We start from the raw sequence: 26,041 nt of genomic DNA on the forward strand, positions 1-26,041 counted from the left end.
CGATGAATGTCCCCAGGACGACCCAAACCCGACAGCATGCTGCGCGTTCAGGCTAGTCCGGTCAAGCCGCCGGCTATTCGACCGTGACGCTCTTGGCCAGATTGCGCGGCTGATCGACATCCGTGCCCTTAGCAATGGCCGCGTGGTAGGCCAGCAATTGCACCGGAATGGTATAGAGGATCGGCGAAACGAAGGGATCGACCTTGGGCAATTCGACCACCGCCATCGCTTGACCGCCGAGCTTGCGCACGCCTTCCGCATCGGAAAGGAAAACGACACGACCACCGCGCGCCATGACTTCCTGTAGGTTCGAGAACGTCTTGTCGAAAAGCTCATCGGTCGGCGCCACCACGATCACCGGCACATTTTCGTCAATGAGCGCGATGGGACCATGCTTCATCTCGCCGGCGGCATAGCCTTCTGCATGGATGTAGGAAATTTCCTTGAGCTTCAGCGCGCCTTCGAGGGCGATAGGATAGGACGTGCCGCGACCGAGGAAGAGAACGTCGCGCGCTTCAGCCACCTTCAAAGCGATCTCCTTGAGATGCGCATCGTGATTCAATATCTCGGCAACGCGCGCCGGCACCTCGGTAAGGGCCGCCGACAATTCCGCCTCGCGGGCCGCATCAATGGCGCCACGCGCCCGTGCCGTCGCGAGCGCAAAGCACGCCAGCACGACCAACTGGGTCGAGAAAGCCTTGGTCGAGGCAACGCCAATTTCGGGCCCGGCCAACGTATGCAAAACAAGATCGCTTTCGCGACCCATCGTGCTTTCCGGCACGTTCAGGACCGCAATAACCTTCTGGCCGAGCGACTTCGCGTAGCGCAGGGCCGCCAGCGTATCCGCCGTTTCGCCGGATTGTGAAATGACCAGCATCGCCCCGTTCGGATCCATCGGCGCCTGGCGGTAGCGGAACTCGGAAGCAACATCGAGATCGACCGGCAGGCGGGCGACACTTTCCAGCCAGTATTTGGCAACAAAACCGGCAAGATGCGCCGTGCCGCAGGCAACGATGGTAAGGCGGCTGATCTTAGCAAGATCAATCGGCAGATTCGGCAGCTGGATGCGCCGTTCCAGCGGATTCATGAAGGCCTGCAGTGTGTCGCCGATCACCGTCGGCTGCTCGGCAATTTCCTTCATCATGAAATGGCGGTAGTTGCCCTTGCCGATGAGGGCACCCGAAAGCGCCGTCTGGGTCACTTCGCGATTGACCCGGCGACCGTCATTATAGATGACCGCGCCATCCATCGAGAGGACTGCCCAATCATCTTCCTCAAGATAGCAGATGCGGTTGGTGAAGGGCGCCAGCGCCATCGCATCCGACCCTAAGAACATCTCACCATCGCCATAGCCCACGGCCAGCGGCGAACCGCGGCGTGCGCCGACGATGATGTCGGGTCGGTCGGCAAAAAGGATGGCGAGCGAGAAGGCGCCATGCAGGCGGCCCATGGCCCGCTCCATCGCCTGTTCCGGGCTGTGGCCATGCTTGAGATAGTGCGTAAGAAGATGCGCCACCACTTCGGTATCGGTATCGGTGCTGAACTTCTTGCCGAGTTGGATCAACTCGTCCCGGAGTTCCTGGAAATTCTCGATGATGCCGTTATGGACGATGGCGACCTTGTCGGTCGCATGCGGATGCGCGTTCTTTTCCGAGGGACGCCCATGGGTCGCCCAGCGCGTGTGGCCGATGCCGATGGTGCCGGTCAACGGCTGCTTCTCCAGCACCGCACCGAGATTGCCGAGTTTCCCTTCGGCACGGCGGCGTTCGATGCGGCCATCGACCAGGGTCGCGATGCCGGCGGAATCATAGCCGCGGTATTCGAGACGCTTCAGCCCGTCGAACAGCAAGGATGCTACTTCGGCCTTGCCGATGATACCGACGATACCGCACATGGATCTTGAACTCCCGTTAGCTTTGCCGATGCCGCCTTACTTGCGGCCGGCCTTTTCCTGTTTCATTTTCTGGCGCTGGGCGCGAAAGTCGCGGGCGCGACCGGTGCGTGATACCTGTTCGGCCCGCGAGACGGCGATGGCATCTGCCTCGACATCGCGTGTAATCACGCTACCGGCGCCGACAATCGCTCCCTCGCCCACCTTGACCGGCGCCACCAGGGCCGAATTCGAGCCGATGAATGCGCCGTCGCCGATGACGGTGCGGGCCTTCAGATAGCCGTCGTAATTACAGGTGATGGTGCCGGCGCCGATATTGGATCTGGCGCCGATATCGGCATCACCCAGATAGCTCAGATGATTGGCCTTGGCACCTTGGCCGAGGACTGAGTTCTTCACTTCAACGAAATTGCCGACATGGGCATCGGCGCCAATCTCGGCGCCCGGACGCAGCCGCGCAAAAGGACCGATGATGGCGCCGCCGGCGACTTTCGCGCCTTCGATATGGCAGAAAGCGCGGATCTCCACGTCATCGGCAATCTCGACACCGGGACCGAAGACGACATTGGGACCGATCACGACATCGCGGCCGAGTTTGGTATCGGCGGCGAAGAAGACGGTCTTGGGATCTGTGAGGGTGGCACCCTCCTCCATCGCCTGGGCGCGGCGCAGGTCCTGGAAAAGAGCTTCGGCCACGGCCAGTTCGGCGCGGCTGTTCACCCCCATCAATTCTGCTTCCGGCGCCTCGACGACAGCACAGGCGCGGCCGTCACCGCGCGCCAATTCGACGATGTCGGTGAGGTAATATTCGCCCTTGGCATTCTTGTTGTCGATGCGCTCGATCAGCGACCACAGCACCTTGCCGTCAATCGCCATGACACCGGAATTGCACAAGGTGACCGCACGCTCGGCCTCGCTCGCCTCCTTCCATTCGACGATGCGGTCGAGTCCGCCGGATTTGTCGAGGATAAGACGGCCATACTTCGCCGGATCGGCCGGCCGCATGCCGAGAACGACCACGGCCGGATTGTCAGCGCCGGCGCGGCGCGTCACCAGCGCTTGCAACGTGGCAGTCGAGATGAACGGGCTGTCGCCATAAAGCACAAGGACCGTGCCAATAAACCCAGCCAGCGCTTCCCGCGCACAGCCGACGGCATGACCGGTACCGAGCTGATCGTGCTGGATGGCCGTGGGCGTCGGCGAAACTTCGGCCGCTACCTGGTCCATGCCCGGCGCCACGACCACCACATTGGGTCCGCTACGGAGTGGTGCCAGATTGGCGAGCACGTGCCCGACCATGGTGCAGCCGGCAATGCGATGCATCACCTTGGGCAGAGCCGATTTCATGCGCGTTCCCTTGCCGGCGGCAAGGATGATGGCGGCGGTCTGTTGCGAGCTTGCGGACATTTTTGCGTGTCGATCCTAAGAACTACCGGTGCCACCGGCACCGACCCCCACTTGCGATGCGGGGGAAAATGCCATATCCACCGCCCGCAATCCAATCCCCCGTCTTCAAACTGACGAGCGGCCCAAAATACTGGCGAAAAGGGCGGAATTATGGCGTGGCGGCAATTTCTGGTGTTCGACCTGGATGGGACGCTGATCGACTCGGCCCCGGATATCGCCGACGCGGTCAATGTGCTGCTGGGAGAGTTGGGCAAGGCGCCTTTGCCGCTGGCGGACGTCAAAACCATGATCGGCGACGGCGCCCCGGTGCTGCTGGCACGTGCCCTGAAGGCATCCGGGGTGGCAATTGAGGCGGCCGAACTGATGCCGCGCTTCAAACTGCATTACGAGGCGGCCTCGACCAACCGCACAGCCCTTTACCCCAAAGTACGCGAGATTCTGGAGACCTTCCGCCGCGACGGCCGGCATCTGGCGCTCTGCACCAACAAGCCTTCGGCAGCGACCATGCTGGTGCTCGACCATTTCGGCTTGTCGCCTTTGTTTCAGGCGGTGATCGGCGGCGATTCCATGAAGGAACGCAAGCCCGCCAGGGAACCGCTGCTGGCAGCCATCGCCAAGGCCGGTGGCGATGCGGCACGTGCTGCCGAAATATCGGTGATGATCGGCGACAGCCATACCGACCTTGCCACCGCCAAGGCGGGCGGTGTGCCCGCGGTCATCATTCCTTCAGGCTATGGCCGGCCGGCCGATCGGGCCTCGCAGGGCGATTTTCACGAGATCGCCCGCTTTGCCGATCTCCCTGCCCTGCTGGATGTGCTCGATCAGAACTGAACGTCGACCAAATCCAGCACCATCTGTCCCAGCGCATTCTGTGCTTCGATGCGCACGGGAATGGCCGGTAGGCCAGCGACGGCCGGGGCCAGCCACAGTCGCGCCGATTGCGGATAGAATTGCGATTGCGCCGCCACGCTGGAAAAACCCTGCAGCAATTGCGGTTCGGCGCTGCATTCGGTGGCCGAACCGTCGTAATAGGATTGCTGCATCGGGTTGAGATCGACGAAACCACCTTGCGCGAGCTTGAGGTCGTAGCGCCGCACGCCGTCGAACAGCTTGTAGGTACCCTGGCATTGATGGGTCTTGGCGAATTTCGCGACTAGGGCCACCACGGCGCTGGCCGGATCCATCGTGCCATTGGCAAAGCCCTGGGCCGCCGCTTCCTGCGCCTGGCGCGTCAGCGGCTGGGCGTTGATGCCAACCTTGCCGCCGGCACCATAGGTCAGCGTCACCGCTTCCTGCTTGCCCATGATCTGCGAGACCGAACGGAACTGCGTGGGGGCCGCCGCCTGGTTCTTCAGCGCTCCCGAGGCGTTGATGCTGGCAGCATAGGGATAGAGCATGCGGAAATTGCCGGCGGTCTGCCCGTCAGCCGTGATGGTGTAGCCGCCATTGCCCGGCACGGTCCCCGCGGGCAGGTTGACCGTGGTGCTCAGCGAAAAGACCGGCAGACCCGCCATATAGCCGGCATAGGTCAGCGTTACGGGCCTTGAAGCCGCGGCCCCCTGGCCCAGGCCAACACCGATGGCAGCAAGGCCCAGGACCGCGAGACCGGCAAAAAGCGGCTTGGCAAAGTAACGCATTGAATCACCTCAGGGATCGGATCTGGGAGCCATCATCAACTCGGTTGCTGGCAGCAATCTGTCAAGGCCTCCGGAAACCCGATCACGGCAGCTTGACCGGGCGCCCGGATTAACCCGGATTAATTTGACACGGGAAGAGGCGGAGGCTAAACAACCCGCCCAGACGCCAGCGGCCTGCTCTCGACCGGCCGCATCCAGTCCAGGCGGGTGCGTAGCTCAGCGGGAGAGCACTACCTTCACACGGTAGGGGTCACAGGTTCAATCCCTGTCGCACCCACCATTCCCACCGCAAAATATAGCCATTTCAGCAGCCTGCTGGGCTCGCTCGCGATCAGAACAAACCGGCAATAAACGCCAGTAAAGCCAGTCCTTAACGGCGGCCTGCTGCTCCTTGGCGAAACGGGAGCGCCCTTTCGGGCGCCCCCGTCTCTTCGACCATCCCTCTCTGGCGGGACCAGACCCAATCAGACGAAGCTGAAATTGTCCTGGTGCAAGGCCGCCAGCTTGGTGCCTATCAGGGTGAGCGAGTTGTCGCCATCGAGGGTGATGGAGACATCGTCACCGACCTGAGCAGCGTGAGCCATCACGTCGGCGAAACCGCCGAACAGCCCGTCGGCGAACGCGATCACATCGGCGCCGTAATCGCCGAAGTCGCTGATCGTGTCCTTGCCGAAGCCGGCGGCGAACACGAAGGTATCGATGCCGCGACCACCAGTCAGTTGGTCGCTGCCGTGGCCACCAGTCAGCACGTCGCTCCCGTAGCCGCCATTGAGCGCATCGTCGCCCTCATCTCCGGCCAGGGCATCGTTGCCATAGCCGCCGATGAGCGTGTCGTCGCCAGCACCAGCGACCAGGCTGTCATTGCCATAGCCACCATCGAGATCATCGTCGCCGCTGCCGCCATCGAGCGTGTCGTCGCCGTACCCGCCTTTGACATTGTCGTCACCCGAGCCGCCGGCAAGGCTGTCATTGCCGTAACCGCCGTCGAGCATATCGTTCCCCGCCTTGCCGGTCAGAACATCGTTGCCGTGTCCGCCTTCCAGCAGGTCGTCGCCGGCGCCGCCGGTGAGCGTATCCGCCCCCGACCCGCCGACCAGATGCTGGTCGGGCGCCTCGCCGACGAAGGCGAAAGACTCCTCGCCGACATCGTCCAGGTTTACGCCGACCAGGGTGATGCTGTTCGCTCCGTCCAGAGTGATGACGACGTCGGCACCGACCTGCTCTGCATGGCTCAGCACGTCGTCGGCATCACCGAACAGCGACCGATCGAAGCTGATCGTATCGCCGGCCTGGAAGTCGGTGATCGTGTCCGCACCGAAGCCGCCCTGGTGATAGAGGAACAGGTCGCGACCCTCGCCGCCAGCAAGCTCGTCCGCGCCGACCCCGCCATCCAGGGTGTCCGCCCCGTTGCCACCGTCGAGAACGTCGTCGCCCTCGCCGCCGGAAAGGCCGTCGATTCCGGCATCGCCCGTCAGCACGTCGTCGCCGACATCACCCTTCAACGTATCGTTATCTTCGCCGCCGTCGAGAATGTCGTCACCGTCGCCACCTTCGATGACGTCAGCTCCCTCGCCGCCATTGAGGATATCGTTGGCGCCCAGGCCCTGGATCAGGTCGTTGCCGGCGGCACCTTCCAGCACGTCATCCTCCGGCGTGCCGACGAGAACCAGGTCGCCCGTCCCGTTGTCCTCGACCGTGAAGTTCCAGGCCGTCGAGTCGTCGATCCCAGCAAAGGGATTGCCGGTGCCCGCGCCGTTGTTGCTCGTCCCCTGGACGGCAATATTGTCGATGGCCCACCACCAATCGTTACCACCGTCGATCACGCCGAAGCTGATCACCGCGCTGGTGGCTCCCTCGGGGTTGTTGAGGGCGATGGTGAGGTTCTCGTTGGTCGTGTCGGCCTTGAAATCCGGATCGGAGGGATCCGAAGTCCAGCGCAGCAGTTCGATCGGCGCGCCGCCGTCGAAGGATACGGTCAAGACCGCCTTCTGGTTATCCTCGCGTCGCCAGCTGGAGTCGAAGTTGACGGTAGCCGTGCCGGCTACGATGCCGGTCAGATCGATCGCCGGCGTCTTCATATGGGCGTTGAACAAGTTGGGATCGATATTGGTCGCACCATCGTCATATTCGTCGGGATCGGCCACCATCACCGTACCGCTGGCGTTGGTGAAGTTCGCCCGGCCCTGATTGCCGGCCGAGGCGATCCAGGCATCTTTGTCGAAGAAGGTCCAGCCGTAATACTCCACGGGGCCGCCGGCGGGCGTCGTGTTCTCGTGGGTCCAGCCCTGCGGAGGGGTCGGGGTGAAGTCGGTGCCGTCGCCACCGCTCTCGCCGACAAAGGGCTGCAGGGTGAGGCCATCGAAATCCTCGGAGAAGAGCGTGGCCCGCTGCGCTGTATCGCGCAAGGCGCCGGGCTCGATCGCAACATAGTACTCGACCCCCGGCTCCAGATCGGCTGCCGGATCGATGGTCACGATTTTGCCGTCGATGGTGACCTGGTTCGACGTCACATCGATGGTTTCGGCAATGCTGCCATCGTCAACCCGCTTGATGAGGATGTTGCCGGTGCCAGCCAGCACCGTCTCGCTGAACTCGATCACCAGATTGCTGTCGGGCGTCACATCGACGCTGCCATCGGCCGGCTGCAGGGCGACAATTTCCGGCGCCGTGGAGTCAGCATCGGTGGTGAAGTTCCAAGTCGTCTTGTCCGAAATGCCGGCAAAGGCATTGACGCCGTCGGTGAAGGCGCCCGGCTCGATCACGACATAGTAGTTCGTCTCCGATGCGAGGTCTTCCGGCAGGTCGATGGTCACGACATCGCCGGAAATGGTGACATGGGCCGAGGTCACGTCGACCGTGGTCACCACGCTGTCGTCCGACACCAGTCTGACGACGATGTTACCGGCACCCTTCTGGATATCCTCGCTGAACCGCAGCGACAGGTTGGAGCCGATAGCAACGCCCGCGGCGTCGTCGACCGGCGACAGAATCGCTTCGAGTGCTGGGGGAACCGGATCGGCGGCGCCTTCCAGGAGCGAGCCGCTCGCCAGCCCATCCGGCGACACCGTGAACGGGATGTCGAGATGATCAAGGATCGTCGCGACGATAGAGGTTTGCGGGACGGCGTCCGAGAATGACGCCAGTTCCTCGTTCGAGGCGATGAAGATGCGGCGCTCCGAATTGGTCTGCCCGCCATGCGAGCTGCCGGTTGCCGGGTCGCGGCCGTGATCGGTCGACACGATCACCAGCCAGTCCTCGCCCGGATACGCCGCCTCGCGCGCGGCGACGGCGGCCAGGATCTCGCCCACCTGATTGGAAGCGGTGCTCAGCGCATTGTCGTAGGCCTCGCCGAAGCCGGCGGAATGGCCGGCGCCGTCCACGTCGTCGAGCTGGATGAAGGTGAAGTCCGGCGCCGCGGTGTTGATGAGGTTCACGGCGGCGGCGGTGACGGCCGCGTCCGAAAGGCCGCTCGACACATAGTCGACGATTGCGGGATCGTCCAGCAGGCCCATTTCCCGGGCGAAATGGCCCGTGTTGATCGGCGACCAATGGACAATCGAGGCCATCGTGGCATTGGGGGACGCATTGTTGATGTATTCAAAAATGCTGGTCACGTCGCTGGCGATCGGCTGATTGTTGTTGCTCGAAACGCCGTGCTGATCGTCCCACACGCCGGACAGCAGGGTCGACCAGCCGGGACCGCTCGAGGTGCTCTGCTCCGACGCCGTTCCCTGGACGCCGCCCGCATATCCTTCCACGATATCAAGGCCAAGGATTTCCTCCCCTTCGCCCTGCAGGCCCAGGAGCATCAGCTGCTCCAATTGCACCCCGTCGATCCCGATAAAGATTGCCTTCTGTACCATGGCTTCCTCTCTTGCCTGAAACTCGACCGCCGGCGAGCGAACGCTTCGACCCGCGATGCGGACAAGCCGGACCTTAGGAAGCGACGATGACAGGTCATCGACGCCTGCGTGACGTTGGCCATTGAAACTTGCGATGCCCGGTATCGCAGGCAGCGATAGCCGCTACCTAGCCTCTGCCGCCGGCGGGTGAGCACGCTTGGAATCGTCACGCTGCCGCAACCGAACGGAGACACAGAGCAACTACATTTCGGGCCGGATTTCGGTCATGGCGCGAAGAGCAGGCTCCGCCCGGGAGCCGGCCGGAACCCGGCATGACCGGAGCCTGGAAATGAGGAACCTGAAACATGTCGATGATTCAGCTTCGGGCTTTCCACTTCGTCGCGCTGGCGGGCGGGTTCTCGCGGGCGGCGCGCGAGATGGCGGTCAGCCAGTCATCGCTCTCCGCCCAGGTTCGGCAGTTGGAGGCAGGCTCCGGATTGAGCCTGTTCGAGCGCAAGCCGCTCGGTGTCAACCTGACGCCCGATGGCCATGTGCTGTTCGATGTGACCAAGCGCCTGTTCGCGGCTGAGGCGGAGGCACGCGCCATCCTGCGCAGTCGCCGCCAAGGAGGCGGCCATCTTCGCGTAGCCGCCGACGCAGCATTCCATTCCGTTCAGATTCTCGCCAGTCTGAAATCCAGTCGACCGGACCTGACTTTCACGTTGTCGATCGGCAATTCGGGTCATGTGATCGAGCAATTGGTGAACCATCGCGCTGACGTCGGCATCACGGCGCGACGACCGCCTGATCCGCAATTGCATGTCCGGCCGATATTGTCGATGCGGATCGGAATATTCGTCCCAGCCGACCACGAATGGAGCGCGCGGAACGAGATATCCACCGGGGAACTCGCCGGCCGCACAATCGTCCTCCGCGAAAAAGGGTCCGTCACCCGTGAAACTTTCGAGTCAACTCTGGCCGATCATCATGTGACGCCAGGGAGCATGATTGAGGTTTCTTCGCGAGAAGCGGTCTGCGAAGTCGTTGCGGCGGGCCTCGGCATTGGGATCATCGCAGATCGCGAGATCGGCCACGACTCGCGGCTCTGCTTCCTGCCACTGATGGACAGCAATCGTACGGTTGATGAGTATGCGGTCTGTTTCATCGAGCGGTGCCGCATGCCGATCGTGCGTGATTTTCTGACAAGTGTATCCTCGCTGTCTCCTGCGCGGTGAACGCTATCTTTCCCCCTCTTGTTCGGGTCAACGTGCCCCCGAACGGACTTTGCCCAAAAAACAAAACGGCCCGCGCCAGAGGAGCGCGGGCCGTCTTGCTTGATGACCCTGGACGAATAGCCCGGGGACGAATAACTCGGGGACGAATAACCCGGGCCGGTCAGTTCGGCCAAAGATCCTTGTTGGCGGTGCGGAAGGTGTCGATCTGCTTCTGGGCCTCCTCGCGCGCGACGCCGTAGCGTTCCTGGATCTTGCCCACAAGCTGGTCATGGTGCCCTTCGAGTTTGGTGATATCGTCGTCAGTGAGCTTGCCCCACTGTTCCTTCATCTTGCCTTTGAGCTGCTTCCAGTTACCGGCGATCTGATCTTGATTCATGTTGTCGCTCCTCTTTTCCGTTGCGATATGAGAAATAAACAGTCGAGGCAGAATCGAGTTCCCATCAGTTCGCATCCCTCGGAGATATTTGCGAGCGCGCTGCGGCAGCCTCGGTTCCCGCCGTGGCGTGCAATCACCGGGTCAGCGGCGCCCGACCAGATATCCGGCAATCGCACCAATGGCGAGGGTCGCAGCAAGGGCCGTCATCGGGCTCGCCGATACGCGCTCGCGTACCTTCTTCATAGCGGCATCGGCTTCGGCCTCAACCCGATCGGCACCCTGTTTCAATACGTCGCCTGCCTGCGTAGCCTTGTCGCGAACGACGTCGCCCGCGCTCTGGGCGGCTTGCGCGGCTGTATCCTGGAAATTGCCGCGAACTGCGGAGAAGTTGGTCATGCGAATAACTCCATTCTTTGATTTAATTGCGGGCTTGCAGTGAACGATCAACCGATCTATCCGAAAGTTGTTTCTCCGAAATGCAGCGTTTGACACGAAGTCACAAACATTGTCGGATCGCGGCAACCGAACCGACAATTCAGTCCCAAAGGGCATTGAGTCCGACAATCGACAGGGAAGACGGCCATGGCACAGCTCAGCATTCGCAACGTCAGAAAGAATTACGGGCCGGTCGATATCCTGAAAGGAATTGATATTGAACTGGCCGACGGTGAATTCCTGGTGTTGCTGGGCCCATCGGGTTGCGGCAAGTCGACTCTGCTCAACATCATTGCCGGGTTGACTGACGTCAGTTCCGGCGAGGTCCGCGTCGGCGACCGCGTCATCAATGACGTGCATCCTAAAGACCGCGACATCGCCATGGTGTTCCAATCATATGCGCTCTATCCGAACATGAGCGTCGCCAAGAACATGGAATTCGGCCTGGAGATGCGAAAGGTCGAGCGTTCGGTACGCGAAGCGGCCGTCGCTAAAGTGGCCAAGCTCCTGCAGATCGAGCATCTCCTCGCCCGGAAGCCGGCCGAGCTATCGGGCGGCCAGCGCCAGCGTGTCGCCATCGGCCGCGCTCTCGTGCGCGAACCGAAGGTGTTCCTGTTCGACGAGCCGCTGTCGAATCTCGATGCAAAGTTGCGCGTCGAGATGCGCACTGAGATCAAGAAGCTGCATCAGCGCCTCGGCACCACCATCGTCTATGTGACCCATGACCAGATTGAGGCGATGACGCTGGCCAGCCGAATCGCCATCATGAAGGATGGATTGGTGCAGCAATTGGCAACGCCTGCCGAAATCTATGACCGGCCGGCCAACATGTATGTGGCGGGCTTCATTGGTGCCCCGGCCATGAATTTTCTGCGCGGGCAGATCGCGCAGCAGGAAGGCAAGCTCGGCATTTCAGCCTTGGTAACGGCCCATGGCGCGCAGGGCCCGCGTTTCCTCCCGCTTGCCGATCCGGCGCCGCAACTCGGCGGCTGGCTCGGGCGGGACATCGTGCTCGGCGTTCGCCCTGAAGCCATTTCCATCGCCGGCACCGTCGAACCAGTGGCCCAACTGGCCGAGGTGGAGGCTGAGATCGACCTGGTCGAACCGACCGGCGCCGACACGCTGGCTTATTTCAGCATGGGTGGCGCCACGACGGTGGCGCGGATCCGGCCGCAGGATGTTGCCGGCGCCGGCGGCACGATGCGCTTCGCCATCGACCTCAGCCGCAGCAGCCTGTTTGATCCGCAAACTGAGGTCCGCCTGAATTAATCCGGCCGAATCCCGCTCCGCTGAATTAATTCGTGGCGAGAAACCCCGACAAATCAGACCGTTGCCTTCGATGAAGGCTGGCACAGGGCGACGTGTCGGGGCAAACTAGGCCCGATGCCAGCGCAATCATTTTCGTCGACCCGCCCCCAATAGGGACTCCAGATGCAGCGTAACACCCTGATTTCTCAGCCATTCGACATGATCGTTTTCGGCGGCCGTGGCGATCTTGCCCGTCGCAAACTAATCCCCGCCCTCTACCATCTCGACCGTGAGCGGCGCTTGCCCGATGACGGCCGCATCATCGCCGTTTCCCGTGGCGCCATGGCCAATGACGCCTTTATCCAGATGATGCATGACGACTGCCAGACTTATTCGACCAATGGCAGCGACATCCAGTTCGACGAAATCTCCTGGGCGCGCTTCGCCCAGCGCCTCACTTATCTCGGCCTCGATGCCACGGACGCCAAGAGCTATGACAGCCTCGCGCAACTGCTGAAGGGTCGCGAGGAGGTCATCCGCGCCTTCTACCTCGCAACAGCGCCCGACATCTTTGGTCCCATCGCCGCTAATTTGAAGGCGCTCAACTTGGTGACCCAGGAATCCCGCCTGGTGCTGGAAAAGCCGCTGGGCCACGATCTGGCCTCGGCCCACGAAATCAATGCCGCCGTCGCGAAGGCCTTCGCCGAGCCGCAGACCTACCGGATCGATCACTATCTCGGCAAGGAGACGGTGCAGAATCTGATGGTGCTGCGCTTCGCCAATGCGCTGTTCGAGCCGCTGTGGAACCGCACCCATATCGACCATGTACAGATCTCTGTGGCCGAGACGGTCGGCGTCGGTGGCCGCTGGAAGTACTACAACGAATCCGGCGCACTCCGCGACATGATCCAGAACCATCTGCTGCAGCTGGTCTGCCTCACCGCGATGGAACCGCCCAGTACCCTTGACGCCGACATGATCCGCGACGAGAAGCTGAAGGTCCTGCGCGCCCTGCAGCCGATCCATGCCGCCGACGTGGCCCAGGCGACCGTGCGCGGGCAGTATCGCGCTGGCAATATCGACGGCAAGGCGGTACCCGGCTATCTCGAGGAAACCGATGCCGATCCGGTCAGCAACACCGAGACCTTCGTCGCCATCAAGATCGGCATCGACAATTGGCGTTGGGCCGGCGTGCCCTTTTACGTGCGCACCGGCAAGCGCCTGCCGGCGCGCTCCTCGGAAATCGTCGTCCAGTTCAAGACGCCGCCGCACTCGCCCTACCCCGCTTCCGCTGGCACGATCCATCCCAACAAGCTGGTGATGCGCCTGCAGCCCGATGAAGGCATCCGCCTCGTCATGCTCAATAAGGGTCGGGGGCCAGGCGAGTTGAAGCTGCACCAGACAGCCCTCGACCTTTCTTTCGCGGAGACTTTCGGCGGCCGCTCACCGGATGCCTATGAGCGCCTGCTGCTCGATGTCATCCGGGGCCGCCCGGCCCTCTTCATGCGCCTTGATGAATTGGAGGCCGCTTGGCGGTGGACCGACGGCATCCTGCAAGGCTGGGCTGATACGGCGCTCGCGGCAAAGCCCTATGCGGCCGGCTCCTGGGGACCCACGGCGGCGATCTCGCTCATCGAGCGTGACGGCCGCACCTGGCACGAGGACGATATTTAGTGTCCCTGCGGTCGACCGAGTTCAACGACCGCGCCGCCTTGGCCGACGCGGTGGCAGCGGGCATCCTGGCCGATCTCGGCGCCGCCATTGCCGCGACCGGCCAAGCGTGCCTTGTCGTTCCCGGCGGGACGACGCCAATCGCCGTCTTCGAGCGGCTGGCGGCGTCGACATTCCCCTGGGACAAGGTCACCGTGATCCCTTGCGACGAACGCTGGGTGCCGGCCGACCATCCCGACAGCAATGAAGGGCTGATCCAACGCCACTTGCTGCAGGGGCGGGCCAAGACGGCATCGCTCGTCGGCCTCTATCGGCCGGTGGCAGCGCCGGCTGAGGCGGCCGGTGAGGTGACGCGTGTTCTGGCTACCCTGCCCCGCCCTTTCTCCAGCGTCTTTCTGGGCATGGGCGAAGACGGGCATTTCGCCTCGCTCTTTCCCGGTCGGCCTGAGACCGCGCCCGCATTGGATCCTGAAACCAAGGACGCCGTCATGGTCTTGGCCGGACCCGCCAAAGGGCATCCGCGCATCGGCCTGACCTTGAGTGCCCTCATCGATTGCAGCCATGTGCTGCTGGCGGTGACGGGTGCCGAAAAACGGATTGTGCTGCAGCGGGCGATCGACAATATCAATGCAGATACCTACCCGATCGCGGCCCTGTTGCGGCAGAAGCGGACCCCGATCGACATTTTCCTTTGCCCATGAGGCCGGACATGCATCCCACCATCGAAGCCGTCACAGCGCGCATCCGCACCCGCAGCGAAACCAGCCGGGCCAAATATCTCGCCCGCATCGCGCAAGCGAAATCGAAGGGTGTTAAACGCGGCCATCTCTCCTGCGGGAACCTCGCCCATGGTTTTGCCGCCTGTGGCAATGAGGAAAAGGCGGCGCTGGCCGGTACCACGCTGCCCAATCTCGGTATCGTTTCGGCCTATAACGACATGCTGTCGGCCCATCAGCCTCTCAAGGACTATCCGGAACTGATCAAGGCTGCCGTCAGCGGCCATGCGACAGTGCAGTTCGCGGGCGGCGTCCCGGCCATGTGCGATGGCGTTACCCAAGGTCAGACCGGCATGGAACTGTCGCTGTTCAGCCGCGACGTCATCGCCATGGCAACCGCCGTGTCGCTCTCTCACGACATGTTCGACGGCGCTCTGATGCTGGGCGTCTGCGACAAGATCGTACCGGGTCTCCTCATTGGCGCGCTGAGCTTCGGCCATCTGCCGACCGTCTTCGTGCCGGCCGGCCCCATGCCGTCAGGCCTGCCCAATGCCGAGAAGTCGCGCATCCGCCAGCTCTATGCGGAAGGAAAAGTCGGGCGCAAGGAATTGCTGGAGGCGGAGGCCGCCTCCTATCACGCCGCCGGCACCTGCACCTTCTACGGTACCGCCAACAGCAACCAGATGCTGATGGAAGTGATGGGCCTGCATATGCCGGGCGCGGCCTTCGTCAATCCAGGGACACCCTTGCGCGCCGCCCTCACAGCGGCTGCCGCCAAGCGCGTCGCCGGCGCCACTGCGCTTGGCAACGACTATCGCCCCATCGGCGAGATCGTCGACGAAAAGGCGTTGGTCAATGCGATTGTCGGCCTGCTGGCGACCGGCGGGTCGACCAATCACACCATACATCTGATCGCCGTGGCCGCTGCCGCCGGCATCAAGATCGAGTGGCAGGATTTTGCCGACATCTCCGGTGTGACACCGCTGCTGTGCCGTATCTATCCCAACGGCCAGGCGGATGTGAACCATTTCCAGGCGGCGGGCGGCTTCGGCTTTCTGGTGCGCGAATTGCTGAATGCAGGTCTGCTGCATCGCGACGTGAAGACGCTGGTTGGCGACGGCCTCGACGCCTACGCACAGGAGCCCTATCTAGAGGGCGATCAGCTGCGCTGGCGCGATGCACCCGCGCAATCGCTTGATCGGGAAGTGCTGCGCCCGGCGAGCGATCCTTTTGCGCCCGAAGGCGGCATCCGTGTATTGGCCGGCAATCTCGGCCAATCCATCATCAAAGTATCTGCGGTGAAGCCGGCGCACCGTGTGATCGAGGCGCCCGCCATGGTCTTCAACAGCCAACATGACGTGCAAAAGGCCTTCAAGGAAGGCAAGCTGCATCGCGACGTGGTGGTGGTGGTCAAAGGCCAGGGGCCGCGCGCCAATGGCATGCCGGAGCTGCATCAACTGACCCCCGCCTTGGGTGTGCTGCTCGATCTCGGCTATAAGGTGGCGCTCGTCACCGACGGCCGCATGTCGGGTGCCTCCGGCAAGGTGCCGGCCGCCATTCATTTGAGCCCTGAGGCTGTGGCTGATGGGCCGATCGCGCGCATTCGCGACGGCGACATTATCCGCCTCGACACGGAAACCAGCGAGTTGACGCTGAAGGTGCCGGATTTGGCAACGCGCTCATGCGATCTGCCGGACATTAGCGGACACGAAGCCGGATGTGGGCGCGAGCTTTTCGCCGGCTTCCGGGCCCAGGTCGGCGGTGCCGAGCGCGGAGCCGCCAGTTTCGGCTGGGAAGGCATCGTATGACGTCTCCGGACCTCGCCCTCGTCGCCGATATCGGCGGGACCAATGCGCGCTTTGCGCTGCGCCAGCGGGGTGTAGCCGGCGTTGAGCGCATGAAGACGCTCTCTGCACGGGACTATCCCGACATCGCCACGGCCATCACCACCTATCTCGACTGGGCTGGCGCCAAGCCGACCGAGGCCTGCTTCGCGGTCGCCTGCCCGGCGCGCGAGGACTATATCGAATTCACGAACTCCACCTGGCGCTTCTCCCGCTATGAAACAGCGCAGCTTTTCGGCTGGCGGAGACTTGAGACCATCAATGATTTCGAGGCCCTGGCCCTGGGCGTTCCGCATGTGAAGCCCGAAGGGCTGCACAATGTCCGGCGCGGCACAGTGGACGAAGGGGGCGCACGCGCCGTCCTCGGCCCGGGCACCGGCTTCGGCGTCTCCGGCCTCGTCAGCGATCGGCATGGCGGCTGGGTGGCCCTGGCCGGCGAAGGCGGGCATGTGGGCTTTGCCCCGCAGGACGAATTGGAGATCGACCTGCTGCGCTATCTGCAGGCGCGCTTCGGCCGCGTCTCCTGCGAAAGGTTGCTGTCCGGTGAGGGTCTCGTCAATATCTACGAGTTCCTGACTGTGCAGGCGGGCAAACCGGCCGAGCGGCCGAGCCCGGCGGAGATCACCGCCCGCGGCCTCGAGCATGGCGAACGTATTGCACGCGATGCTCTGCGGCGATTCTGCGCCATCTTGGGTTCGGCAGCCGGCGACCTCGCACTCATCCTCGGTTCGACGGGCGGCGTCTATATCGGCGGCGGAATCGTCCCGCGCCTGTTGCCCATCCTGCTGGACAGTCGCTTCGAGGAGCGCTTCGCCAACAAGGGCCGTCTCTCCTCCCTGCTTGCCAACATGCCGATCTTCGTCATTCTCGACAATACGCTGGCACTGCTCGGCGCCGCTGCAACTCTCAACCAAGGTGACCAATGACACCCATCGCCAAGATCATCCGCCAGGCTCGCGCCATTCCCGTCATCGTCATCGACAATCTGGAAGACGCGCTGCCACTTGCCCGGGCCTTGCGCGCAGGCGGCCTTTCCAGCATGGAGATCACGCTGCGCACGGCAGCCGGATTGGAGGCCATCAAGCAGCTGCGTGGTGCGGTCGAAGGGCTGTCGGTTGGCGTCGGCACCGTCCTTTCCAGCGACGATCTCAAACGCGCCCATGCGGCCGGGGCCGATTTCGCGGTGAGCCCGGGCTTTTCGGAGGAGATCGTCAAACTGGCTCTTGATCTGGGCCTCCCCTATCTCCCCGGCGCGGCAACGCCCGGCGAGGTGATGCGCGGCAGGGCGCTCGGACTCGATGCCTTCAAGTTCTTCCCCGCCTCGACGCTTGGCGGGCCCGCGACGCTCAAAGCGTGGGGCGATGTCTTCCCAGACAATCATTTCTGCCCCACCGGCGGTGTTTCGCCAGATAATGCAAAGGATTACCTGGCTCTGGCCCATGTTGCCGCCGTCGGCTCCTCGATGCCGGCACCCAGGAAAATGGTCCAGGAGAAGAAGTGGGAAGAGATCAAGGCCTTAAGCCACCAGTTTGTTGCGTCGACTCATTCCTGACGATGGCTTAGCTTGGCGGTCTGGAATATGCAGCCAACTCAGAGTCGAGGATACCTTGGCGCAAGGGAGCAATTATCAGCGGATCATCGGGACGGATTTCCTGAAGATCTGTACGGTTCGCATTCGGCGAGCCTACGAGTATTGGGACAGCAAGCGCGCCGGTCGTGCCATGCCCTCGCGGGCCGATATCGATCCCAGCGAGATCCGCGACCTGCTGCCCGGCGTCATCTTGATCGATGTCGAACACAATCCGCTGCGCCTGACCTATCGCTTGGTCGGCACGGATGAAGTGGAGGCCCGCGGTTACGACCCGACCGGCAAGAGCGTCAGCGAGCATGTCTTTGCGGTCACGCCGCAATTCGGTCTGGAGACATATTCGATTGCGGCACAGCAAGCCATGGTGGTCTACGATCAGGAACCCTGGGCCTCACCCAATCCACGGCTATGCGAGGTCGGGTCCGTCGTCATGCCGCTTTCCAGCGACGGCAAGACAGTCAACATGCTGATGGCCTTCTGCGACTACAAGCGCAGCTGACTGATCATTTCTTCTTCGGCACGCGAAACAGCTGCTGGTCCAGATCCATGCCGAATTGCGCTTCGAACAGGCCGACGCGGACCTGTTCGTTCTTCTGGTCGATCACAGTCCATTGCCGCAATTCGAGCGGCCGGTCGCCGAGCTCAAGGACGACCTTGCCCTCTTCGGCATCGTCAGTCTGACGGATGGTCAGCTCAAACGCGGCCGGCGACCGCTTGAAAGCCGTTACCGTCACGTCGCCGCCAAGCTCGACATCGTCGCGCAGCAGGAACCAGAGCGGCGAGGATGAGACCGGGACGCGGTTGATCTGGTCGAGCTCGGGGTCGTAATAGTGCAAGGAAACGCTGTCGGAGACGATCAGCATCGGTGACGGCGGCTCATATTCAATGCGGATGAACCCTGGCCGTTTCAGGTAAATATTGCCGAAGGCGATGCCGCCTCTCTCGGAATATTGCTGGAACTTGGCGCGCATCGTCGTGATGCCGTTGAGGTAGTCCTGAATGCGCTTCAGATCCGCCTCGTCCTGCGGCGTCAGATTGGCCGGCACCGCGCGCGCCAAAGCGGGCCGCGCCAGGCCGCCGGAAGCGGCCAGCACGGCAAAGCTACCGGCCATGCCGAGCAGATCGCGGCGGGAAACTCTGAAATCAGTCACGATGCGGAAACCTCTCGTTCAATTCTGGGCGGCCGGCCCGGCGATCTAATCATCCATGCCGCGCGCGAGTACTTCGCGCTTGCCGACATGGTTTGCGGTGCTGACGACGCCTTCCTTTTCCATCCGTTCGACGATCCGGGCTGCCCTGTTATAGCCGATCTGGAGATGGCGCTGGACAAAGCTGACCGACGCCTTTTTCTCACGCGTGACGATGGCGACTGCACGGTCGTAAAGTTCGTCGCCCGAACCGCCACCCGGTTCACCATCAAGCCCGTCAATGCCGCCAAGCTCTTCATCTTCCTGGGTTACTTCCTCGACATAGGCCGGCTCACCCTGTTCCTTCAGGAAGCGCACGATCGATTCCACCTCGCGATCCGAGACGAACGGCCCGTGAACGCGGGTGATGCGACCACCATTGGCCATATAGAGCATGTCGCCCTGTCCCAACAGCTGTTCGGCCCCCATCTCACCAAGAATTGTTCGGCTGTCGATCTTGGTGGTGACGTGGAAGCTGATGCGCGTCGGGAAGTTCGCCTTGATCGTCCCGGTAATGACGTCGACCGACGGGCGCTGCGTTGCCATGATGATATGGATGCCGGCGGCGCGCGCCATCTGCGCCAAGCGCTGGATCGCAGCCTCGATCTCCTTGCCCGCAACCAGCATGAGGTCGGCCATCTCGTCGACCACGACGACGATGAAAGGCAAGGCGGTAAGGTCGAACGGCTCTTCCTCATAGATCGGCTGGCCGCTTTCCGGATCGAAGCCGGTCTGCACCCTCCGCGTCAGCGTTTCACCGGCGGCCCGCGCCTGTTCCAGGCGCTGGTTGAAACCGTCGATATTGCGAACACCCAGTCGCGACATCGCGCGGTAGCGGTTTTCCATTTCGCGCACGACCCATTTCAGGGCGACGATTGCCTTCTTGGGTTCCGTGACGACCGGCGACAGAAGGTGCGGAATGCCGTCATAGACGGAAAGCTCCAGCATCTTCGGGTCGATCATGATGAATTTGCACTGCTCCGGCGTCAGTCGATAGAGCAGCGACAGGATCATCGTGTTGATCGCGACCGATTTGCCCGAACCAGTCGTGCCGGCGATCAGCAGATGCGGCATGCGTGCCAGGTCGACCACGATCGGCGCACCGCCGATATCCTTGCCAAGTACCAGCGCCAGCCGGCTCTGCGAGCCCTGGTAGCTTTCGTCCTCAATGAGTTCGCGGAAGGCCACCACCTCGCGCTCGCGATTCGGCAGTTCGATGCCGATGACGCTGCGGCCGGGCACCACGGCGATGCGGACCGAGACGGCACTCATCGACCGGGCGACATCGTCAGCGAGGCTCACCACGCGGCTGGTCTTGGTGCCGGGGGCAGGTTCGAGTTCATAGAGTGTTACCACCGGGCCGGGACGCACCTTGACGATCTCACCCTTGACGCCGAAATCGTCGAGCACCGTCTCAAGCAGGCGCGCATTCTTCTCCAGGCTCTCCTCATTGATGCGCTGGACCGCGAGATTGGCGGTCGGTCGCGAGAGGATGTCGATCGGCGGCAGTTCGAATTCGCTTTCTTCCAGCACCAGCTTTGCCTGGCGCGAATCCTTCGATTTCGCGGGCTTGGCCTTTTCCTTGGTCTTGGCGGTCGGCGCCACCACTAGCCGCTCCGCGCGCTCGCCCCGGCCGCGATCTTCGCTCTCGGCGGCTCGGCTAGGAATCTCGATGGCGACGCGGGGACGCTCCGACGCATCTCCACCAAAGCGCGGTTCGCGGCGCGCATGCTCGCGCGGATCCTCGTCATCGTCGCGGCGTCCAAAGCGCGGCAAGCGCAGCTTGAAGCCACCGGTGCCAATGCCGGAACGGCCGCGATCGATCACCTCGCCCATGTTACGCCCCATCCGCGCGACACCACGTCCGAAGCGAACATAGCCGCCAAGGCCGATACCAAGGCTGAAATAGAGTGCCACCAGACCGAGAGCGAGGAATCCCATCGCCAGTAGGCGACTGAGCAAGGCAGCATCACTGCCGCCGGCGAGTTGCCCGACAAGGCCGGCAAGGCCGCCTGAGCCGTCGGATCCGACCAGGATCATGTGACCGGCGAGCCCGCCGAGCCCGGTCAACCAGGGCCATTCGCCAGTGCCCGGCAGTGCCGCAAAGGCAGCGGCAAGCAGCACGCTGGTGAGCGGAAGCAGCAGCAGCTTCAACCACATCCGGCCGATGAAATGATCGCGCAGCAGGGCGACACCCCAGGCAAGGAGCGCCGCCGGCGGCACGAGGGCAGCAAGCCCCAGGCCCTGCAGAAGGAAATCCGCGAAGATGGCGCCCGGAGCGCCCATGACATTGGCGACCGCCTGGTCGGCGGCGCGGTTCAGGCTGGGGTCGGAGCCATTGGCGGTCAGGAGCGCCAGCAGATAGGCAAGGCCCGCCAGCACCAGCACGATGCCGAGGCCTTCCAGCAGGCGACGTTGAATGAAATTGGAGATTCCGCCGGGCCCACCAAAGCCGAAGCTGGAAGACATAGCCATGCTGCCACCGCGCGTCCCGCCCGCGTTGCTCGCCATACTTACCGTCCCCTGCCTGAAATGCGCATTCTGTCGCCACTATCCATCACTGAACCCAGCACCGCCGCCATCCGCTCGAGAGCGCCCGCGAGTTGCGTTGGCTCATAGACCAGCGCCACGCGGATATAGGGCGCCCCCGGATTGCGGCCGTCGGCATCGACGCGGGCCATGTAACCACCCGGCAGCACCTTGATCGCCGCCTGGCGCCACAATTCGACTGCCGCCTGCTCGCCGTCGCCGACATCGAGCCACAGGAAGAACCCGCCACCCGGCTTCACATTGCCGAAGATCGGGCCGAGAGCTCGTTGCGCCAGATCGAAACTCGCCTGATAGCGGGCGCGATTTTCCTCCACATGGGCTTCGTCGGACCACAACAGGGTCGAGGCCGCCAGCACCGGCAGCGGCACCGCAACACCGCCATAGTTGATCAGTTGCGCTTGCCTCGAAATATATCTTGCATCGCCCGCAACGAAACCGGAGCGCATGCCCGGCGCACTCGAGCGCTTGGAGAGTGAATGGAAGACCAGCAGATTGTCACTAGACCCGCTCGCCTGCGCGGCGGCGATGGCACCGGGCGGCGGCAGGTCGGTGTAGATTTCGGCATAGCATTCGTCGGCCGCGATGAGGAAGTCATGCTGCCGGGCGAGCGCCAGCCAACGCTGCCAGAAATCGGCCGAGGCGACCGACCCTTGCGGGTTGGCGGGCGAGCAGAGATAGACCATGGCGGCCTCTCGCAGCAGCGCGGGCGGCACGGCATCCGGATCGGGCAGGAAGGCGGTTTCGGGGCCAGCCGGCAGAAAAGCCGGCTCACCACCGGCCACCACGGCGGCACCCGCATAAGTGTGATAGAAGGGATTGGCCATCAGGACCTTCCCTTTGCCCTTCGGCGCGCCCAGGGCGACGGCCGACAAGGCAATATGGAAGAGAGCCTCGCGCGTGCCGGAAACCGGCGCGATCATGCGGTCGGCATCGATGAAGGCGCTCTCGACCCCATAGCGGCGCATCAGCCAGGCCTTGGCCGCGGTGCGGAATTCCATCGTGCCCAACGTCGGTGGGTATTTGCTCCACAGCTCTTTTGCGTTGGCGATCGCCTCCAGAGCGAAGGCCGGCGGCTGGAACTGGGGTTCGCCCAGCGATAACAGCAAAGGCGTATTGCCACCACCCGGCTGGATGCCTTCCAGCAGCTTGTTGAGGCGGGTGAAGGGGTGGAATTGGGCAAGCGACTCGACGCGATCCTGATTCATTCTCGAAACCCTGGCCCGCACGGGCAAAAATGCAAGCTACATCAAAGAGCGACTCGGGCGCGACTCGAATGCGACTCGGAATGGTACAAACCGGCACAAGCCAAGAACGACACTAATCTCTTAAGACTATACCATCAAGTGCTTGTATTAACGCAGATTCCCATCCACTAGGGTTCTAAGGGGCGATGGTCCCCATAGGTTCCGGCTGCGTTCGTAATTCATCATTTATGCAAATAACGGCATAATTGGGTTGCGTAATACCGCTTTATAGATAAATATGCCTATATCTAGGGCTGACGGGACGGCATTTGGGCACCGTGCTAAGGCTTTCCCGCAGCCCTCACGCACTTGATCGAACAGTCTGAGAGGACGTCATGCCAAGCGTAGCCGCAATCGGCGAATGTATGGTCGAATTCGCTCCGGACGGGCAAGGCGGCTGGCGCATGGGCTTTGCCGGCGACAGTTTCAACACGCTGTGGACCATGCGCGGCCTGCTCAGCGACGCCGATACGCTGGACTATGTCTCCGCTTTCGGCGATGACGAATTTTCGCGCCAACAGTTGGCATTTTTCAGGGCGCACGGGGTCGGCATCGCAGCAAGCCCACACGTCGCCGGCGGCAGGCCGGGCCTATACGCCATCACGCTGAAAGGCGCCGAGCGCAGCTTCACCTATTGGCGCAGCGACTCCGTAGCGCGGCAGCTTGCCGATGACAGCGCGGCTTTGGCGCAGAGCCTCGCGGGTCGCGACCTCATCTACTTCTCGGGCATTTCCCTGGCCATCCTGCCGAAGCCGGCGCGGAACGCCTTGATGACCGCACTGACCAAGGCGCGCCTGGCCGGAAGCCTTGTCGCCTTCGACCCCAATTACCGCCCGCGGCTGTGGCCATCCGCCGATGAAGCGAAAGAGGCGATGAAAGCGGCGGCCGGGATCGCCGATATCGTTCTGCCGACCTTCGACGATGAGCGGCAATTGTTCGGCGATGCCGATCCGCAAGCGACAGCCCGGCGCCTGGCCGATCTTGGCGTAGGGGAATGCGTCGTCAAGAACGGCCCAATGCCGGCAATCGTCTATGCCAACGGCAATTTCGAGGTGGTCGCAGCCGTCGCGGAAGCCCAGGCAGTTGATACATCGGGCGCTGGCGACGCTTTTAACGGGGCCTACCTCGCGGCGCGTCTCTGGAGGCAGGAACCAGTGACCGCCGCCAGATTTGCCCATCGCATAGCTGCACTGGCGATCGAAGTACGCGGTGCGCTGACGCCCTTTGAAAAATTGAAGGCCGCCCTTACCGCCTGACGGCAACAAGAACGGCCTTCAGAGGGGATCAGTTGAACAGCGCCGCCGTCTTCTGCAAGGTCACCCATACGCCCCACAGGATCGGGATGCCGACGGCCGCCCAAGCCAGCATCGCCTTGCCGTCGAGACCGCCCTTGCCGATCCCGAAGGAGCCGGCAGCGACCGCCTGCTGCGCCGCATTTTTGGCCTGCAAGGCCGCCACTTCCGCTTCCGACATGAACCATTTCTCCGGCAGCGGTTTGACGAAGGCATTGGCGATGAGGCCGAGGACCAGCATGCCAACCAGGATATACATGGTGAAGTCATAGACCTGTTCGCGCGGCACACCGGCACTGATCTGGAATTCGCGGATATAGTTCACGACGACGGGACCGATAATGCCTGCCGTGGCCCACGCCGTCAGCAGGCGACCGTGAATCGCGCCGACGAATTGCGTGCCGAAGATGTCCGCAAGATAGGCTGGAATCGTGGCAAAGCCGCCGCCATACATCGAGAGGATGATGCAGAAGATGGCAACGAACAGAACCTGACTGCCCATATGTGCCGCCGTGGGCGCCAGCGCATAAAGGGCGATGCCGAGGACGAAAAAGGTAAAGTAGGTGTTCTTGCGGCCGATGCGGTCCGAGAGTGATGCCCAGAAGAAACGCCCGCCAATATTGAACAGCGACAGCAATCCGGCAAAGCCGGCGGCGATCGCCGCGATGGCGGTCTTCTGCCCATCATCCAGTTGCGTGAAGGTGAGTTCCGGCATGCCGAGAAGGCGTCCGCCGAAAATCTCCTGCAGCATCGGCGAAGCCATGCCGATGACGCCGATTCCGGCCGAGACATTGAGGCACAGAACCGCCCAGATCAGCCAGAACTGCTTGGTCTTATGTGCGTGCTTGAGATGCACGTGGTGCGGGGTGATCATCGTTTTCTTGGTGACCGGCGGGACCCAACCCTCCGGACGCCAACCGGCGGGCGGTATGCGGTAGCCGAAGGCACCGCCCAGCATGAAGACGATATAGACCGCCGCCATGACCAGAAAGGTCTGCCAGACGCCGACCGATTCCGCCGTCTTGAAATGCGCCATCAATTTGTCGGCCATAGGTGCACCGATCATTGCACCGCCGCCGAAGCCCATGATCGCCATGCCTGTCGCCATGCCGCGACGATCCGGGAACCATTTGATGAGGGTCGACACCGGCGAGATATAGCCGATACCCAATCCGATGCCACCGATGACGCCGGCACCGATCCACATCAGCCAGAGTTGGTGCGAGATAACGCCCACAGCCGCGATCGTAATGCCGCCGCACCAGCACAATGCGGAAACCAGACCCGCCTTGCGTGGCCCGACCCGTTCCAGCCAGCCGCCCCAGATGGCGGCCGAAGAGCCCAGCAGAACGAAGAAGAGCGTGTACATCCATCCCAGGTCAGCCACCCGCCAATCGCAGGTCGTGGTGAAAAGCGCCGACATCAAGGTGAGATCCGCGCAGGCCACCGGCTGAGTCACGCCGATGGCGCGTGATAGCGGCAGCCAGAAAACGCTGAAGCCATAGGCCATGCCGATACAGAGGTGAATGGCCAGCGCCGCGGGCGGCACCAGCCACCGATTGAACCCTGGCTTGGCAATGATGCGCTCGCGGTCGAGAAGCCCTGCTCCCCCGAAGCCGCCAGCAAAGGTCTCGCTTGCTGTAGACATGCTGTCTCTCCCATACCGGCAGGTGTCCTGGCCGGCTCTGTTGTTGTTATTGATGTGCTGCTGCTGCCGCGATCGACCGATCCGGCGCGTTCTCCCCCTTGTTGTTTTGGGGGACCAACCGCAAGCCACGTGCCACTCACTCTGGCCACGTGATTTCAATCACTTATGACGTGATAGGCGGATCAAATGGACAATCTGTCCGACCCGCTTAGACAGATTGTCCCGAACGA

Annotated in this window: 20 protein-coding genes and 1 tRNA gene; 11 read left to right on the top strand and 10 right to left on the bottom strand. The window is 62.7% G+C overall.

Features of this window, described 5'->3' with window-relative positions; all coding sequences use genetic code 11:
• Positions 1-73: 73 nt before the first annotated feature.
• Both glmS and glmU read right to left on the bottom strand, forming a co-directional pair.
• Positions 74-1,894: a glutamine--fructose-6-phosphate transaminase (isomerizing) gene (gene glmS / locus ACE3OA_RS14710; RefSeq protein WP_374311975.1), complete on the bottom strand. Its 1,821-nt coding sequence runs from the start codon at positions 1,892-1,894 to the stop codon at positions 74-76.
• 36 nt (positions 1,895-1,930) lie between these two features.
• Complete coding sequence (gene glmU, locus ACE3OA_RS14715) at positions 1,931-3,298, bottom strand: bifunctional UDP-N-acetylglucosamine diphosphorylase/glucosamine-1-phosphate N-acetyltransferase GlmU (RefSeq protein ID WP_374311977.1); 1,368 nt, start codon at positions 3,296-3,298, stop codon at positions 1,931-1,933.
• Between the two features lie 150 nt (positions 3,299-3,448).
• Here glmU and gph point away from each other — a divergent pair, with 150 nt between their 5' ends.
• Complete coding sequence (gene gph, locus ACE3OA_RS14720) at positions 3,449-4,129, top strand: phosphoglycolate phosphatase (RefSeq protein ID WP_374311979.1); 681 nt, start codon at positions 3,449-3,451, stop codon at positions 4,127-4,129.
• On the opposite strand, the gene ACE3OA_RS14725 is transcribed toward gph, so the two are convergent.
• Positions 4,120-4,935: a DUF3108 domain-containing protein gene (locus ACE3OA_RS14725; protein ID WP_374311981.1), complete on the bottom strand. Its 816-nt coding sequence runs from the start codon at positions 4,933-4,935 to the stop codon at positions 4,120-4,122. The two genes, gph and ACE3OA_RS14725, sit on opposite strands and share 10 nt — an antisense overlap.
• 205 nt (positions 4,936-5,140) lie before the next feature.
• Between ACE3OA_RS14725 and ACE3OA_RS14730 the strand changes: the two genes are divergently transcribed.
• Positions 5,141-5,215 (top strand) — tRNA-Val (locus tag ACE3OA_RS14730).
• 184 nt (positions 5,216-5,399) lie between these two features.
• Here the strand turns inward: ACE3OA_RS14730 and ACE3OA_RS14735 are convergent.
• Positions 5,400-8,798: an Ig-like domain-containing protein gene (locus tag ACE3OA_RS14735; protein ID WP_374311983.1), complete on the bottom strand. Its 3,399-nt coding sequence runs from the start codon at positions 8,796-8,798 to the stop codon at positions 5,400-5,402.
• 344 nt (positions 8,799-9,142) lie between these two features.
• Here ACE3OA_RS14735 and ACE3OA_RS14740 point away from each other — a divergent pair, with 344 nt between their 5' ends.
• Entirely contained in the window at positions 9,143-10,012 is an 870-nt protein-coding gene (locus tag ACE3OA_RS14740; protein ID WP_374311985.1) for a LysR family transcriptional regulator, read from the top strand.
• Positions 10,013-10,172: 160 nt separating this feature from the next.
• Here the strand turns inward: ACE3OA_RS14740 and ACE3OA_RS14745 are convergent, their stop codons facing one another.
• Both ACE3OA_RS14745 and ACE3OA_RS14750 read right to left on the bottom strand, forming a co-directional pair.
• Positions 10,173-10,388 (bottom strand): CsbD family protein, encoded by a 216-nt coding sequence (locus ACE3OA_RS14745; RefSeq protein ID WP_374311987.1) that lies wholly within the window; start codon positions 10,386-10,388, stop codon positions 10,173-10,175.
• Between the two features lie 141 nt (positions 10,389-10,529).
• The gene (locus tag ACE3OA_RS14750) at positions 10,530-10,784 is read right to left on the bottom strand and encodes a hypothetical protein (protein ID WP_374311989.1); all 255 of its coding nucleotides are present in this window, start codon (positions 10,782-10,784) and stop codon (positions 10,530-10,532) included.
• A gap of 186 nt (positions 10,785-10,970) precedes the next feature.
• On the opposite strand from ACE3OA_RS14750, the gene ACE3OA_RS14755 reads away from it, so the two are divergent.
• The 7 genes from ACE3OA_RS14755 (at position 10,971) to ACE3OA_RS14785 (ending at position 18,389) form a co-directional block, all read left to right on the top strand.
• Complete coding sequence (locus ACE3OA_RS14755; protein WP_374311991.1) at positions 10,971-12,092, top strand: ABC transporter ATP-binding protein; 1,122 nt, start codon at positions 10,971-10,973, stop codon at positions 12,090-12,092.
• Between the two features lie 162 nt (positions 12,093-12,254).
• Positions 12,255-13,745 (top strand): glucose-6-phosphate dehydrogenase, encoded by a 1,491-nt coding sequence (gene zwf / locus ACE3OA_RS14760; protein ID WP_374311993.1) that lies wholly within the window; start codon positions 12,255-12,257, stop codon positions 13,743-13,745.
• Positions 13,745-14,443, top strand: a complete 699-nt coding sequence (pgl, locus tag ACE3OA_RS14765) for a 6-phosphogluconolactonase (RefSeq protein WP_374311995.1) — start codon at positions 13,745-13,747, stop codon at positions 14,441-14,443. The genes zwf and pgl overlap by 1 nt, the downstream gene beginning before the upstream one ends.
• 8 nt (positions 14,444-14,451) lie before the next feature.
• A complete protein-coding gene (gene edd / locus ACE3OA_RS14770) occupies positions 14,452-16,266 on the top strand; it encodes a phosphogluconate dehydratase (RefSeq protein ID WP_374311997.1) in 1,815 nt (604 codons plus the stop codon).
• Positions 16,263-17,228, top strand: coding sequence for a glucokinase (gene glk / locus ACE3OA_RS14775; RefSeq protein WP_374311999.1), 966 nt, complete (start codon positions 16,263-16,265; stop codon positions 17,226-17,228). Before edd ends, glk begins: the two co-directional genes overlap by 4 nt.
• The gene (gene eda / locus ACE3OA_RS14780; RefSeq protein ID WP_374312001.1) at positions 17,225-17,854 is read left to right on the top strand and encodes a bifunctional 4-hydroxy-2-oxoglutarate aldolase/2-dehydro-3-deoxy-phosphogluconate aldolase; all 630 of its coding nucleotides are present in this window, start codon (positions 17,225-17,227) and stop codon (positions 17,852-17,854) included. Before glk ends, eda begins: the two co-directional genes overlap by 4 nt.
• Before the next feature lie 55 nt (positions 17,855-17,909).
• Entirely contained in the window at positions 17,910-18,389 is a 480-nt protein-coding gene (locus ACE3OA_RS14785; RefSeq protein ID WP_374312003.1) for a PAS domain-containing protein, read from the top strand.
• 4 nt (positions 18,390-18,393) lie between these two features.
• Here ACE3OA_RS14785 and ACE3OA_RS14790 read toward each other — a convergent pair whose 3' ends face one another.
• From ACE3OA_RS14790 to ACE3OA_RS14800, 3 genes are read right to left on the bottom strand one after another with little or no spacing between them, the layout of a single operon-like run.
• Complete coding sequence (locus ACE3OA_RS14790; protein WP_374312005.1) at positions 18,394-19,041, bottom strand: outer membrane lipoprotein carrier protein LolA; 648 nt, start codon at positions 19,039-19,041, stop codon at positions 18,394-18,396.
• A gap of 45 nt (positions 19,042-19,086) precedes the next feature.
• Positions 19,087-21,588, bottom strand: coding sequence for a DNA translocase FtsK 4TM domain-containing protein (locus ACE3OA_RS14795; RefSeq protein WP_374312007.1), 2,502 nt, complete (start codon positions 21,586-21,588; stop codon positions 19,087-19,089).
• A gap of 2 nt (positions 21,589-21,590) precedes the next feature.
• The gene (locus ACE3OA_RS14800) at positions 21,591-22,832 is read right to left on the bottom strand and encodes an aminotransferase class I/II-fold pyridoxal phosphate-dependent enzyme (RefSeq protein ID WP_374312009.1); all 1,242 of its coding nucleotides are present in this window, start codon (positions 22,830-22,832) and stop codon (positions 21,591-21,593) included.
• Positions 22,833-23,206: 374 nt separating this feature from the next.
• Here ACE3OA_RS14800 and ACE3OA_RS14805 point away from each other — a divergent pair, with 374 nt between their 5' ends.
• Positions 23,207-24,127 carry a sugar kinase gene (locus ACE3OA_RS14805; protein WP_374312011.1) on the top strand — a complete coding sequence of 307 codons (921 nt, stop codon included), beginning with the start codon at positions 23,207-23,209 and terminating at the stop codon, positions 24,125-24,127.
• Between the two features lie 28 nt (positions 24,128-24,155).
• On the opposite strand, the gene ACE3OA_RS14810 is transcribed toward ACE3OA_RS14805, so the two are convergent.
• Positions 24,156-25,811: an OFA family MFS transporter gene (locus tag ACE3OA_RS14810; RefSeq protein WP_374312013.1), complete on the bottom strand. Its 1,656-nt coding sequence runs from the start codon at positions 25,809-25,811 to the stop codon at positions 24,156-24,158.
• Positions 25,812-26,041: the final 230 nt, after the last annotated feature.

Source organism: Dongia sp. (assembly GCF_041906375.1).
GTDB lineage: Bacteria > Pseudomonadota > Alphaproteobacteria > Dongiales > Dongiaceae > Dongia.

Bases quoted from the DNA above. Each gene is read 5' to 3' on its own strand.
- zwf (WP_374311993.1), top strand. From the start codon at position 12,255: ATGCAGCGTAACACCCTGATTTCTCAGCCATTCGACATGATCGTTTTC.
- ACE3OA_RS14800 (WP_374312009.1), bottom strand. From the start codon at position 22,832: ATGAATCAGGATCGCGTCGAGTCGCTTGCCCAATTCCACCCCTTCACC.
- glmU (WP_374311977.1), bottom strand. From the start codon at position 3,298: ATGTCCGCAAGCTCGCAACAGACCGCCGCCATCATCCTTGCCGCCGGC.
- edd (WP_374311997.1), top strand. From the start codon at position 14,452: ATGCATCCCACCATCGAAGCCGTCACAGCGCGCATCCGCACCCGCAGC.
- eda (WP_374312001.1), top strand. From the start codon at position 17,225: ATGACACCCATCGCCAAGATCATCCGCCAGGCTCGCGCCATTCCCGTC.
- ACE3OA_RS14750 (WP_374311989.1), bottom strand. From the start codon at position 10,784: ATGACCAACTTCTCCGCAGTTCGCGGCAATTTCCAGGATACAGCCGCG.
- ACE3OA_RS14805 (WP_374312011.1), top strand. From the start codon at position 23,207: ATGCCAAGCGTAGCCGCAATCGGCGAATGTATGGTCGAATTCGCTCCG.
- ACE3OA_RS14795 (WP_374312007.1), bottom strand. From the start codon at position 21,588: ATGGCGAGCAACGCGGGCGGGACGCGCGGTGGCAGCATGGCTATGTCT.
- ACE3OA_RS14755 (WP_374311991.1), top strand. From the start codon at position 10,971: ATGGCACAGCTCAGCATTCGCAACGTCAGAAAGAATTACGGGCCGGTC.
- ACE3OA_RS14740 (WP_374311985.1), top strand. From the start codon at position 9,143: ATGTCGATGATTCAGCTTCGGGCTTTCCACTTCGTCGCGCTGGCGGGC.
- ACE3OA_RS14745 (WP_374311987.1), bottom strand. From the start codon at position 10,388: ATGAATCAAGATCAGATCGCCGGTAACTGGAAGCAGCTCAAAGGCAAG.
- glk (WP_374311999.1), top strand. From the start codon at position 16,263: ATGACGTCTCCGGACCTCGCCCTCGTCGCCGATATCGGCGGGACCAAT.
- ACE3OA_RS14810 (WP_374312013.1), bottom strand. From the start codon at position 25,811: ATGTCTACAGCAAGCGAGACCTTTGCTGGCGGCTTCGGGGGAGCAGGG.
- ACE3OA_RS14735 (WP_374311983.1), bottom strand. From the start codon at position 8,798: ATGGTACAGAAGGCAATCTTTATCGGGATCGACGGGGTGCAATTGGAG.
- glmS (WP_374311975.1), bottom strand. From the start codon at position 1,894: ATGTGCGGTATCGTCGGTATCATCGGCAAGGCCGAAGTAGCATCCTTG.
- ACE3OA_RS14725 (WP_374311981.1), bottom strand. From the start codon at position 4,935: ATGCGTTACTTTGCCAAGCCGCTTTTTGCCGGTCTCGCGGTCCTGGGC.
- gph (WP_374311979.1), top strand. From the start codon at position 3,449: ATGGCGTGGCGGCAATTTCTGGTGTTCGACCTGGATGGGACGCTGATC.